Origin of the sequence: Tolumonas lignilytica, assembly GCF_000527035.1 — a bacterium.
Lineage (GTDB): Bacteria > Pseudomonadota > Gammaproteobacteria > Enterobacterales > Aeromonadaceae > Tolumonas > Tolumonas lignilytica.
The window spans coordinates 1-13,644 of record NZ_AZUK01000002.1 but is presented as its reverse complement, the minus strand read 5'-3'; the positions used below and the strand labels follow the sequence as shown (position 1 = coordinate 13,644).

The 13,644-nt window shown below is 47.1% G+C and carries 9 protein-coding genes; 3 read left to right on the top strand and 6 right to left on the bottom strand.

Features of this window, described 5'->3' with window-relative positions; all coding sequences use genetic code 11:
• Positions 1 to 18: 18 nt before the first annotated feature.
• Positions 19 to 510, bottom strand: coding sequence for an NUDIX hydrolase YfcD (gene yfcD, locus H027_RS0115035; RefSeq protein ID WP_038150055.1), 492 nt, complete (start codon positions 508 to 510; stop codon positions 19 to 21).
• A 65-nt stretch (positions 511 to 575) separates the two neighbouring features.
• On the opposite strand from yfcD, the gene H027_RS0115030 reads away from it, so the two are divergent.
• Entirely contained in the window at positions 576 to 1,055 is a 480-nt protein-coding gene (locus H027_RS0115030) for a GNAT family N-acetyltransferase (protein WP_024873265.1), read from the top strand.
• A gap of 59 nt (positions 1,056 to 1,114) precedes the next feature.
• On the opposite strand, the gene H027_RS0115025 is transcribed toward H027_RS0115030, so the two are convergent.
• Entirely contained in the window at positions 1,115 to 2,590 is a 1,476-nt protein-coding gene (locus H027_RS0115025) for an inorganic phosphate transporter (RefSeq protein WP_024873264.1), read from the bottom strand.
• A gap of 244 nt (positions 2,591 to 2,834) precedes the next feature.
• Here H027_RS0115025 and H027_RS0115020 point away from each other — a divergent pair, with 244 nt between their 5' ends.
• The gene (locus tag H027_RS0115020) at positions 2,835 to 3,056 is read left to right on the top strand and encodes a DUF1107 family protein (protein ID WP_024873263.1); all 222 of its coding nucleotides are present in this window, start codon (positions 2,835 to 2,837) and stop codon (positions 3,054 to 3,056) included.
• On the opposite strand, the gene H027_RS0115015 is transcribed toward H027_RS0115020, so the two are convergent.
• Positions 3,053 to 3,367: a DUF2845 domain-containing protein gene (locus H027_RS0115015; protein WP_024873262.1), complete on the bottom strand. Its 315-nt coding sequence runs from the start codon at positions 3,365 to 3,367 to the stop codon at positions 3,053 to 3,055. The genes H027_RS0115020 and H027_RS0115015 overlap by 4 nt on opposite strands.
• 193 nt (positions 3,368 to 3,560) lie before the next feature.
• On the opposite strand from H027_RS0115015, the gene ribA reads away from it, so the two are divergent.
• On the top strand, positions 3,561 to 4,154 hold the full coding sequence (gene ribA, locus H027_RS0115010) for a GTP cyclohydrolase II (RefSeq protein ID WP_024873261.1): 594 nt from the start codon (positions 3,561 to 3,563) through the stop codon (positions 4,152 to 4,154).
• Positions 4,155 to 4,216: 62 nt separating this feature from the next.
• Here ribA and H027_RS0115005 read toward each other — a convergent pair whose 3' ends face one another.
• The 3 genes from H027_RS0115005 to H027_RS0114990 form a co-directional block, all read right to left on the bottom strand.
• Positions 4,217 to 4,801, bottom strand: coding sequence for a hypothetical protein (locus H027_RS0115005; protein WP_024873260.1), 585 nt, complete (start codon positions 4,799 to 4,801; stop codon positions 4,217 to 4,219).
• Positions 4,802 to 4,863: 62 nt separating this feature from the next.
• Positions 4,864 to 8,712: a beta strand repeat-containing protein gene (locus tag H027_RS19280; protein WP_024873259.1), complete on the bottom strand. Its 3,849-nt coding sequence runs from the start codon at positions 8,710 to 8,712 to the stop codon at positions 4,864 to 4,866.
• A gap of 302 nt (positions 8,713 to 9,014) precedes the next feature.
• Positions 9,015 to 13,559, bottom strand: a complete 4,545-nt coding sequence (locus H027_RS0114990) for a VCBS domain-containing protein (RefSeq protein ID WP_420804663.1) — start codon at positions 13,557 to 13,559, stop codon at positions 9,015 to 9,017.
• Between the last annotated feature and the right edge of the window lie 85 nt (positions 13,560 to 13,644).

The window sequence follows — 13,644 nt, the reverse complement described above, 5'->3', positions numbered from 1 at the left end:
CTCATCCTCATTTTAATTTTAACTTGCAGATAACCAAAGTTTAATGGCTGCCAGAGAATCTGGTGTAAATTCTTCCGCCCGATGCAATATTTCTTCTGGTGTCATCAACATAACATATTCAACTTCTTCTGCCTGTAAAGCCAATTCACCATCATATTGGCAGCTGAATAACGCCCCCCAGACTTTACATTCATGATCACAATGTAAAAAAGAACCATATGATCGAAGTGGAACATCATGGATCCCCATTTCTTCGTCTAATTCGCGGTAGGCAGAAGCCAGAATATCCTCTCCGGCAGAGACAACACCACCACAGCAGGCATCTAACATTGATGGACAATAATCTTTGCTGGCCGTTCGTCGCTGAACATATAACTGCCCCAACGCGTTAGTAATCACAATATAGCTGGCTCGGTGTAATAGTTTTTGCTGCCGCATTTTAGAACGAGGTGCCGTACCGATAACGATATTGTTTTCATCCACAATATCAACCCATTCTTCAGTCATCATTTTCTCCTCGCCGGCCTTATGCTCTCAAAGTAAACTAGCGGTTTTCTTTTGATCTTGTTAGTTTGATGATTATTCGAGCCATTACTGATCGCGACTGGCCTACCATTCTCGACATTCAATACGCGGTGTATCCGAATATAACACCAGAAAGCGAAGCCGTATTGCGTTCCAAAATAGAGTTAGGGCCAGAAACATGCTTGGTTGTGACAAATCATCAGGGGAAGGTCATGGCTTACTGTCTGGCCCACCCCTGGCTAAGTAACCCGGCTGGTTTACATACCATCTATAGCGCCCCTATCAATCCGCAGTCACTTTACATTCATGACATGGCTATTTCACCTGCATTTACACGACAGGGAATTGGTAAAAAAATACTGCAATACCTCTATGAATGGGCAAAGAAACATTATTTTGAACAACTGTCGCTGGTGTCACTAGCACAAGCGACATCCTACTGGAAGGTTCAGGGCTTTCACTATCAAGACTATTCTATTGATACCCATCAATATGGAGAAGGTGCCTGTTATATGCTGAAACGCATATAAAAAATCCAGTGTCCTGAGAGCACTGGATTTTTTATCTATTTCGCAACTCAAACGATTTTTCAGTTCACGAAAATAAATGTACCAAGCCAAAATAAACTTGCAGAAAGCAACATGGTTATAGGTAATGTCAATACCCAAGCCAGCACAATATTTTTTACGGTACCAGACTGCAAACCAGAGCGGTTGGCCAGCATGGTTCCGGCTACTGCAGAGGATAAAACATGCGTGGTCGAAACAGGTAAACCGCCAAGACTCGCAAGCCCAATGGAAAGCGTTGTGGTAATTTGCGCCGCCATCCCCTGCGAATAAGTCAGCCCTGTCTGCCCAATCTTTTCACCAACGGTCTGAACAATACGGCGCCAGCCAATCATGGTTCCGCCACCCAGAGCCAGTGCCACTGCAAAAATAACCCAAGTTGGCGCATATTCGGTCGTTAATGTCAGATCCTTGCGCAATTTATTTAAGTCTGCCACTTCAGATGCTGGCAACCCAGGTAAACTGCTCACTTTTTTAGCTGTATCATCGATGCATAATAACAACCGTCTAACTTCTCGACGTTTTTCAACACCAAGCTGGGTGTACTGCTCGATATTCCCTAACAAAGTAGAAACTGTTGCGATCGAAGATAATGAGTTTTTGGTGTCACATTTAAACACTTGAGGAATGTCGGTTTTAGGTTCTTTCTTCAGATCAATCATCTGATTCAGATATTGGCTATTCCGCTGATAGAAATCACCCATATGCACCGCAGCATCTTTAGTTCTACCGATCTGATAGCTGGTGCTGTCCATATTCACAACAAACTGACCAGGAACAATACCGATCAGTACCAGCATAATCATACCGATACCTTTCTGCCCATCGTTTGAACCATGCACAAAACTAACGCCCATCGCTGAAGCAATCAGTGTAAAACGAGTCCAGAATGGAGGACGTTTTTTGCCATCCCATGTCTGTCTTTCTTCTGGTGTTTTGTGAATTTTTGGCGATGTGAAACGCTTTTTCATTAGCAGGAGCAAACCGCCTGCGAGCACTAAGCCGACGATGGGAGAAACAATTAATGACAGCATAATATCAACGGCTTTCTGCACATTAATACCTTTGCTGATCGCCACCCCATTCATGAGTGCATTGGCAAGCCCTACGCCCAGAATCGCACCAATCAACGTGTGGGAGCTGGATGCAGGTAAGCCTAAATACCATGTCCCCAAATTCCATAAGATAGCAGAGGTCAATAAGGCGAATACCATGACCAGCCCGTGAGCTGATGCCACATTGAGCAATAAATCAACGGGCAATAGGTGAACAATCGCGTACGCAACACCAAGACCGCCAGCCAAAACACCCGCACAGTTAAATATACCAGAAGCAATAACAGCCATATGCGGCGGCATTGCTTTGGTATAAATAACGGTTGCTACTGCATTGGCCGTATCATGGAAACCATTGATAAATTCATAGGCAAGAACAAATGTCAGTGCCAAAGCTAAGCTCAGACCCAATTCAAAACTGAGCCCGTTAAACATTTCTAGCATATATTCTAATCATCAGTGGATAAACGCGGCGCATTATGACAGAAAGATGACAATTCGGCAGTCTTGACGCGAAAAAAAGCCGGAGAAAGCACAAGATAAAGCTCCAAACAAACCTTTGTTCGTCGTTTTTTCTTATCCTTTTTCTACCCTAAAATGAACTTCATGAAATTATTACTTTTTTGTAACAAAAAGGTCACTCACAGATGAGACCTTAATCCCATCTTAGACCTACAGAGAAATTGTTGTGAATCGTTCATTTCAAGAGCATCAGGCATTAAAAATTGCGCGATATATCCGTAACTATTACCGAGGCAGTTTTTACGTTGAACAATCGGGCCCTTTTCACTTTGAAGCTGGTCGCGCATGTTGCAGTGATGTTGAAAACATCAGATGGAAAAAATTCCTTGCTCAAATCAACAAAGAAATTCGCAAGATGAATTCGCTATCGATGGTGGCAGCAAATTAACCTCGGGGACCGTCAACAATATCAGTAATGATTCCCCCCTTCACTGTGACCAGTTGCATAAAATGGTCATGCCCCATGTACATAGTCCAGACTTCACCTGTCCTGACAATTTGTCTATGACCATATTCATCGAAAATGACTTGAGTTGTGTCATCGATCGTGAGGGGTCTCCCACATTTGATCAGCAAAACAGCGGAAGGATCACCGACAGAGATAAGTGAGTTACCACAGCGAAAGGAACCATCCGCCCAAACAGGGTTGCTCATGATCAGCGCTATCGCGGTAAACATCATTAAAATTCGCTTTTTCATGTCTCACCTGAACCTTGGTCTAGCATAAAGCCATTTCAATTTATCTTACTTAATTTTACGTCTTTCCAGAAAAAATGGTTCTCTTTTTCGAACGATACACTGAAACAAATTGAATTATTCTTAATTGCGGTTGCCAGTAACAACAACTATCGTCACAATCGCAAATAACCTATATGAAGCAGAGAGGAAGTCCATGAGTAGTGTATCTCTGGTCGCTAGTGCCCAATTGCCGACTCCATGGGGCGTCTTTACTATGACCGGGTTCAAAGAAGAGGCTACTGGTAAAGATCATGTCGCTTTATCTATGGGAGACATCACTACTGATGCCCCTGTCTTAGCTCGAATCCATTCAGAATGTCTTACTGGCGATGCCTTATTTAGTCTGCGCTGTGACTGTGGCTTTCAATTGCAGGCAGCATTACAACGCATTGCAAAAGAAGAGCGTGGCGTTTTATTGTATGTCCGGCAGGAAGGCCGTGGGATCGGCTTACTGAATAAAATTCACGCTTATCATCTTCAAGATCAAGGGGCTGATACCGTTGAAGCTAATGAGGCATTAGGATTTGCCCCCGATCTGCGTGACTACACCATTTGTGCTGATATGTTGAAAGCACTGAATGTGAAATCATTGCGTTTGATGACAAATAATCCAAGAAAGATCAAAGCCATGGAAAAATATGGCATTCCAGTTGCTGAACGAATTCCACTGGAAGAGGGAAAAAATGCTTATAACGAATTTTATCTCTCAACCAAAGCGGGCAAATTAGGCCATATGCTGCACAACTAAGCACGTCAATAAAATAAAGGCTCACATGATTATGATGAGCCTTTTTTATATGGTGTTGATTTTTAACTATGAATTCCTGAATTTAAGAAATGTAATGTGTCTAAAGGATCAGGTACTTCAGCATTAATCCCCCAGTCGTGGTTATCTGCCAATGTTGAGGGCTGCACACTGGACGGGCTCATATTATGCTCAGCGCCGTCGATATTTTGTAATATCAGGTCGAGCGTATTTTCACCACTATCAAGTACTGCCGAATGATCAATATGATCCGATTGAACCGAAGGTTGTACTTGCGATGTGTGGGCGATTGATAACCAGATATCAGTATCATCGTTTTCCGTTCCTACAATATCGCTCAGTGTAGATGTAACAGGTAATTGCGATAGCGAAACCCCCATCACATGCCCATCCATTGAGTATTGCAGACTGCCTGTTATCGGTTGTCCTTCATACGGTTCATACGTTAAATTCCCCGTAATAAAGTCAACGGTTAAACGCCCAATCACATGATCTGTGTTGCCATTAATTTCTAAACCATCAAGATGATTGCTATCCATATGTACGGAGTAGCCGACACCTGTATCACAGACAATTTCTTGTCCGTTCCACTGGTACAGCACATCGTCAACAGAAATCCAATCAATCATTTTTCATTACTCACTGTGTTATAACGATAGAGATGGGGGGCTCCTTCCCCCCATCTTCAGGCTTAATGAATCAAGCCATTTTGGTGTAACAGATAATCTTGCAAGGCCGTCAAATCAGCATCGCTGCCACCATGACCTTGTAAAACGATAGTTACATCTGGTGTTGCCGCCAAGTTGCCATCTTTATGTACAGCGATGACAGCGTCGCCCGAACTATCTTTACTGAACTGCAGATAACTATCCAAATTAGTGTTGGTATCACCGTTTAATACGGCTGACAGATCCAATTTGTCTCCTTCAGTGATAGAGAAATCTTTCACTGTATCCACATCGTGTGTGCCAGAGACATCAGGTGGTGTCCATTTAAAGGTATCTGCACCGGCTCCACCGATCAGAATATCATTGCCAGGACCACCAATTAAAATGTCATTACCATCACCACCATACAACGTATCGTTACCATAGCCGCCAAGTAATACATCATTCCCTGCACCACCATATAGAGTATCATTACCGGCTCGTCCATCGATGAAGTCATTTCCATCACCACCATATAATGTGTCACCACCAGTGGTACCATAGACCAAATCATTACCGCCTTTATAGTCAGCAGTAACACCGGTTTCATAGGTGATGGTTGGTGCAAATTCACCACCATTTACATCAGAACTCAACCATGCATGATCGCTACCATCAGAAACTGTATGAGTATCAAACGATGTTGAATAGTCATAGTGATTATTAGCATGGGGAGCCACAAACTCGTCACTGTTAATAATCAACGCAGACCCGGCAACCGCATTGTTCACAGAGATATCAAATTGATTTGACGGTGACAATGTTGCTTGTGAGGTTGCAGTTAAATATACCCTGAACATCATATCGCCGGTTTCTGAATATACCTGTTCATACGTCAGAACAGTGTTGCTTGGTAATGCCCCGTGATTTAATGTCAGCGTAGCATTATTGTCACTGTCTTTGACATAGATATCCCAGTAGATGGTATCACCTGCGGTTAATGTTGCATTGCCATCCTTCAACTTCATATCAAAGGAATTACTATTACTGCTGTAATTCATCAACCATCCTGTATTGACAGATGAATAGGTGATGGGTGATTCCATCAACGCATAATCACTGCCGGGAGCTGATACATTACCAGCCGCATCGGTTTGCGTTGCGGTCACTGTCAGCCCTGTAGCTGCTGCTGGTTGAGATTCAGTAAAACTGATGGTTCCAGTGCTGGAGTCATAGCTGTATGTATGGCCATCATTGCTGACTAATGAACCATTATTCAAATAGAGCTCTGCCGTCCGGATAGTTCCTCCATCGTTAATGTTTAAATCAACCACACCACCCGCAACTAAATCCGCATTATTGACTGCAACAGTGATCTGAACACCACTGCCGTTTGCATCAACTTCAGCTTGTGTTAATAGTTGGTCATTATTGGCATCGTCAACAATCGTTACCACCGGTGCAGCTTCGCTTGTGTCAACCACAACAGTTTGTGTTGCACTGGCTGTATTACCTGCAGCGTCTGTCGCCAGTGCACTTAAGGTATAGTGACCATCGGCAAGGGTGGTACTGGTATGATCCAGAGTCCAATTTCCATTTATATCAGCAACAACAGTGCCAATGGCTGTGCCATCTAAGCTGACGACGACACTATCACCTGCTTCTGCTGTGCCTTTGAAGATCAGCGTTTGATCTTTGGTAATGAAGTCACTACTACTAACTCCTGTATCATCCGTAATGCTGGTGATACCAACAGATGTTCCTGAATCCAGCAGCGCACTGTCACTGCCCGGCAAGGAGGTATTGCCCGCCTGGTCGGTCACGGTCGCGGTGACGGTCAAGGTGCCGCCTTCCGCCGGTTTCGCGAAGCTGGTGTCATAGTAGCCGTTCGTGATGTCGGTTGCGGTCAGCACATGGCTTTGTGGTGTGCTGCCGTCGGTCATGGTCAGCGTATCACCGGCCACCGCGGTGACGGGCAGACCAATGCGGACCGCATCGGTGGTCGCACCGCCCTGTTCGGCATTGCTGATCAAACCGTCATTGTTGGCATCGGTGGTGATAGTCACCGTCGGCGCCGCCGTTGGCGTGGTATCCAGCAGTGCACTGTCACTGCCCGGCAAGGAGGTATTGCCCGCCTGGTCGGTCACGGTCGCGGTGACGGTCAACGTCCCGCCTTCTGCCGGTTTCGCGAAGCTGGTGTCATAGTAGCCATTGCTGATGTCGGTTGCGGTCAGCACATGGCTTTGTGGTGTGCTGCCGTCGGTCATGGTCAGCGTATCACCGGCCACCGCGGTGACGGGCAGACCAATGCGGACCGCATCGGTGGTCGCACTGCCCTGTTCGGCATTGCTGATCAAACCGTCATTGTTGGCATCGGTGGTGATAGTCACCGTCGGCGCCGCCGTTGGCGTGGTATCCAGCAGCGCACTGTCACTGCCCGGCAAGGAGGTATTACCCGCCTGGTCGGTCACGGTCGCGGTGACGGTCAAGGTGCCGCCTTCCGCCGGTTTCGCGAAGCTGGTGTCATAGTAGCCGTTCGTGATGTCGGTTGCGGTCAGCACATGGCTTTGTGGTGTGCTGCCGTCGGTCATGGTCAGCGTATCACCGGCCACCGCGGTGACGGGCAGACCAATGCGGACCGCATCGGTGGTCGCACTGCCCTGTTCGGCATTGCTGATAAAGCCGTCATTGTTGGCATCGGTGGTGATGGTGACTGTCGGAGCCGCGGTTGGCGTGGTATCTACTATGGCACTATCACTACCGGGCAAGGAGGTATTCCCCGCCTGATCGGTGATCGTAGCAGTCGCTGTCAATGTCTGCCCATCAGCAGGCGCATTCACAGTGAAATTTAAAGTACCGTTTGCAATATCGGTCGCCGTCAGGATCTGGCTTTGTCCATCAAAGGTTAATGTATCGCCAGCTGCCGCACCGGTATTAGCTAAACTCACAGAAACATTAACTGTGCCATGGGTTATTTCTGCTGCACCAAGTAACCCATTATTGTCTGCATCTGAAGTAATAGTAACGACAGGGGCATTGGGTGCTGTGGTGTCAACAAGGGCACTGTCACTGCCCGGGCCAGAAGTGTTACCAGCCTGATCGGTGATCGTGGCTGTGGCTGTCAGTGTCTGTCCATCAGCAGGTGCTGTAACTGTAATATTCACTGCACCATTAGTAATATCATTTGCTGTTAGAATCTGACTCTGACCATTAAGTGTTAAAGTATCGCCAGCTACCGCACCAGTATTGGCTAAACTCACAGAAACATTGACTGTACCATTAATAATTTCAGCTGCACCCAATAAGCCGTTGTTATCTGCATCAGATGTGATGGTAACACCCGGTGCATTCGGCGCCGTTGTGTCCAGTAACGGGGCTGTAGGTGCTGAAATCTGAAGAGCCGCATCAGTGGTGACAGCCGAAGTATCAAATCCAGAAGTTGCTATTGTTGAATCGCCAACTCGGGCAATAGAAACGAACCCACCATTTCCACTACCAACTCCTGTTCCGCCTGCATCAGCAGGAATACCGGCAGCAGCAGCTTCAAATGCTTGTGTTGGATCTTGACCCGCTAAGATCGCTTGTTGTAAGGCATTAATTTGAGCAGTAGTCTGTCCATTTCCAGTATCTGCACCCATTGTAGGCATAGACGGTTGTTGATCAGCAGGAAGCACTGTATTCCCCGCATGTTCAACGGCATTTTCTGGTGTAATAGTGTGTGTCGTATCCGCTTCAACGGTAAATACAGTTGCGTTGGTTAAAATGACTTCCGTTCCTGGTTTCAGAATGTCCCCAACATGAACATCTCGTAATTCTCCGTCCGGCATACGAATTTTTGCTACTCCGGATAATGACGTTATACGCGATGTTTCCGTGATGATTTGATTTTTCATAGCCCACCCCTGACCCACAACAATTGTTACAGTCTTGTTAATTTAAGTTTAGCGAGCTGTTGTCATTCGGTTATTGAAAAGAACGAGAGGACAAGTCGAAATTCAGCGGTATTTGATGCAAAAAATCGAATAAAAAAGGCGCACAAGCGCCTTTTGAATACATCTATATAGCAAAGCCATTACCTGATGACGGTATGATTCACCAATCATCCATTGACGATTTTCAACTTGCACAAAAAAATAACCATGCTGAATAAACATGGTTATCTGATATATGAAAATCTACGCCAGTATCCTTTGATTCAATTTTTATGAATGAGGAGATGCTGGCTATCAATCAGCGAGTTAAGAATAGTTGCTGCAGTGGCCCCTGTACCGAAATCTGAATAATGAACACCATCCAGCACAATTTTATTGGTAATGTCATTAGCACCATTAGCTGATTGGTGAATTTCTATTGTGACATTATCACCACTGTCGTGACTTACACTCAGATAGCTTTTCAATACATCCTGAGTTTTTGAACCTTCATGATCTAAAAGATCCGAAATATCAATAACATCGGATGACTTATTGAAATCGGTAATATGATCTGTAGCTGGCGCACTTGTTGTACCTTGATCGCCAGATTGCCATACAAAGTAATCTTTGCCTGCCCCACCAGTCAGCGTATCATCACCTTTTCCGCCATATAAGTGATCTGATCCATTTCCTCCGATCAGGATGTCATTACCAAGATCTCCATACAGACTATCATCACCTGCACCACCATTGAGGTTATCATTGCCTGAAGTACCTTTCAGCACATCATTAGCGGACCCATCATCAACGATAAGGTAATGGTTAGCGAGCAGATCCTGAATAACAGCATTATCATTTAATAAGGTTGTACCGGCTGAATTTTTAAGCAAGTTCACATTTGACAATACGATGGATTGATCTTCGAGTGCAGAGTTATATCCGTCCGCAAAGCCCCCGTTGCTACTGATATGAATTATCGTACTGGCATTACTTCCCGTATTCGTGGTTTCAAAATGTAAATAGCTTGAAAGGTTCCCCGCATCGGTAACACCAGCATGCTCTTCACCAACCAATAACCCCCGGAGATCTAGTGCGTCGCCATCGCTTTTACTGAAATCTTTTACCAAATCAACCGTATTCGCCAACTGAGTATTATTGTTAACACCATAAGCATTATTGTTACCAGCAGATACCGTCCCAAGGATTGTCGAAGCATCGCCTGCAGACCATATAAAGACATCTGCACCTGCATCACCTCTTAAGATGTCACTACCAGAACCGCCTTCGAGTCTGTCATTTCCAGCCCCGCCACGTAGGGCATCACTACCAGCACCACCAAACAAATAATCATTTCCGCTACCACCATAAAGCAAATCAGACTGATCTCCACCGATAAGCGCATCATTGCCATTTCCACCATTAACAAGATCGCCGTATCCTTTAACTGTAGTTGTCGCAACCGATGAAGATAAATTCGAACCAGAAAGCATTGAACTATCATCTGTAGTTATAAATGTTAATCCAGCAAGTGTAGCTGCAGTGGTAGTGGTTTGATTTCCCCCAGTATGAACAATGTCATTACCGCTACCAGCTTCAATATAATCATTACCTGTTGAGCCGTTTATATATTCGGACGCATTGGTTCCAGTTGTCGTACCCGTTGTACCAGCTGTTATCGTCGATAAACTGTCCGTAATACCCTGTATTGTCACTGTCAGCAACGCAGTATCTGTTCCACCATGTCCATCACTGATTGAATAGCTGACTACGTCAGCCAGCGACTCTCCTGTGTTCAATGAATGAACCTGTGCATCATTGCTATCCAACGTATAGGTATAACTACCATCACTATTGATCACAAAAGAACCGTGAGATCCGGCAACTGACACACCTAATGATGAGTTTTGACTATTTACCGAAATTACCGATAGAGCGTCATTGTCAGGGTCTGAATCATTACTAGTTACAGAACCAGATACCGTTGAATTTGTTGAATTTTCAGTGATAGTAATTGTATCAGCTTGCGCTTCTGGTGCATTGTTAACCGCTAAAACAGTGATAGGCAGTGTCACATTATTAATAGCTGTCATACCTGCTGCCGTTTCTTGGCTGGTCAGTGCTAAACCAAGGTTATAGACACCGTTGTAATATGTCGGCGGAGTAATCGACAACGATTGCAGATTCCAGTTTGTGATATCTACAGAATGTATTGAGTCCGTTGCTACAAATTCATGCTGACCATCAGTCAGGATTGAACCGGTCAACAAATTGTTGGCAGTTAATGATGTTAGCTTTTCTGAACCATCGATATCTGAGAGTGCAATGCCGATTGGTGATAACGCAATCACAGAACCTTCAGCCCCTGTATTACTAACCGGGTAATATCCGCCGTCTGAGACACTCACCAATGAATTATGATGAGCACCTAGGCTATCAAGTTCAGAAAGAGAACTATAAAGGTGGTAGTTCGTTGTATTTAAGGCAACTGCCGCCCCGCCATTTACACTTAAATACGGTAAAACAGCTCCAATATTATTACCGTTGTACACTGCCCAATCGAGCGTGTAATACCCACTTACCGAAGGAATATAGGTATTTGCAGTGATATTTCCCCAGTGGTTAAAAGTCATGTTAAGCACTTCTGTACCACCAATTTTGAGAAGAGCAGTGTCATCCATATATGAACTAAAGGTATAGGATTTACCTGCTTCCAGATAAATCAAACCAGTCATCCGGTATGCACCATCCTGCGGAATACCGAAAGGATCACCTCCAGAGGTGGAAGCGGTATAATTTTGTGGTGCCGCAGAGATCAATGTCGATGTAGGTGTATCTGCATTCAATCTCGTTAATAAACTACTTACCTCTGAATTAGTATCTACATCTGACGTAGATACATTTGGTAATGACGTATATTGCTTGACCGTCAAACCATCGCCAGCGGGAGGTGTTGCCACATATGCAGATCCAGCAGAGATGGAAACACCATCCACTGTAATGATCGGAACATCAGCAACAGGGGTTATATCAATTGTAATTGCGGCATCATGGCTGGTTGTTATTCCATCGGTAGCCTCAAAAGAGAAAGCAGCATAATGCGACTTTTGATCGCCAATACCTGAATTAGCATACACACCACTACCTGATTCATTCAGATCAGGAACAAACCGTAAATGATTAGCTGCAATATCTGCATAACTGATTGTTTGGCCAGTTGAAACTGAATTCCAAACACCACTTGAATCTAAATATTGTAACTTGCCATCAACAGGCAAGCTTGTAACTTTGATACCTAATGTAGTTATAGATGAATCAACATCATTGACGCCAAAATCCCCCCAATGGAAAACATAAGGTGTATCTTCTGCACTGGTGACAAGGCTTCCTGTTGACGTCGGGGCGTTGTCGGTGCCGGTGATGTCAATATGAAGACTGGTGGTGCTGCCGTCATTGAGCCGCACCGTCAGGCTGTCACTCGCCTTTTGATCTTGCGCCAGCGCGTCGGCGCGGCTGTCCAGCGTGTAGCTCCAGTGGCCGTCCGCCTGCAGCACGGCGCTGCCGTAACTGCCCTTCACCGTTTCCGCCACAAACTGCAACCCGGGATTGTCGGCGTCGCTGGCACTGAGCTGCCCGGCCACACTCGGCTGGCTCTGTTCGACCACCGTGCCGCTGCCGCTGCTGATGACCGGAGCGTTGTCGGTGCCGGTGATGTCAATATGAAGACTGGTGGTGCTGCCGTCATTGAGCCGCACCGTTAGGCTGTCGCTCGCCTTTTGATCTTGCGCCAGCGCGTCGGCGCGGCTGTCCAGCGTGTAGCTCCAGTGGCCGTCCGCCTGCAGCACGGCGCTGCCGTAACTGCCCTTCACCGTTTCCGCCACAAACTGCAACCCGGGATTGTCGGCGTCGCTGGCACTGAGCTGCCCGGCCACACTCGGCTGGCTCTGTTCGACCACCGTGCCGCTGCCGCTGCTGATGACCGGAGCGTTGTCGGTGCCGGTGATGTCAATATGAAGACTGGTGGTGCTGCCGTCATTGAGCCGCACCGTTAGGCTGTCGCTCGCCTTTTGATCTTGCGCCAGCGCGTCGGCGCGGCTGTCCAGCGTGTAGCTCCAGTGGCCGTCCGCCTGCAGCACGGCGCTGCCGTAACTGCCCTTCACCGTTTCCGCCACAAACTGCAACCCGGGATTGTCGGCGTCGCTGGCACTGAGCTGCCCGGCCACACTCGGCTGGCTCTGTTCGACCACCGTGCCGCTGCCGCTGCTGATGACCGGGGCGTTGTCGGTGCCGGTGATGTCAATATGAAGACTGGTGGTGCTGCCGTCATTGAGCCGCACCGTCAGGCTGTCGCTCGCCTTTTGATCTTGCGCCAGCGCGTCGGCGCGGCTGTCCAGCGTGTAGCTCCAGTGGCCGTCCGCCTGCAGCACGGCGCTGCCGTAACTGCCCTTCACCGTTTCCGCCACAAACTGCAACCCGGGATTGTCGGCGTCGCTGGCACTGAGCTGCCCGGCCACACTCGGCTGGCTCTGTTCGACCACCGAGCCGCTGCCGCTGCTGATGACCGGGGCGTTGTCGGTGCCGGTGATGTCAATATGAAGACTGGTGGTGCTGCCGTCATTGAGCCGCACCGTCAGGCTGTCACTCGCCTTTTGATCTTGCGCCAGCGCGTCGGCGCGGCTGTCCAGCGTGTAGCTCCAGTGGCCGTCCGCCTGCAGCACGGCGCTGCCGTAACTGCCCTTCACCGTTTCCGCCACAAACTGCAACCCGGGATTGTCGGCGTCGCTGGCACTGAGCTGCCCGGCCACACTCGGCTGGCTCTGTTCGACCACCGTGCCGCTGCCGCTGCTGATGACCGGGGCGTTGTCGGTGCCGGTGATGTCAATATGAAGACTGGTGGTGCTGCCGTCATTGAGC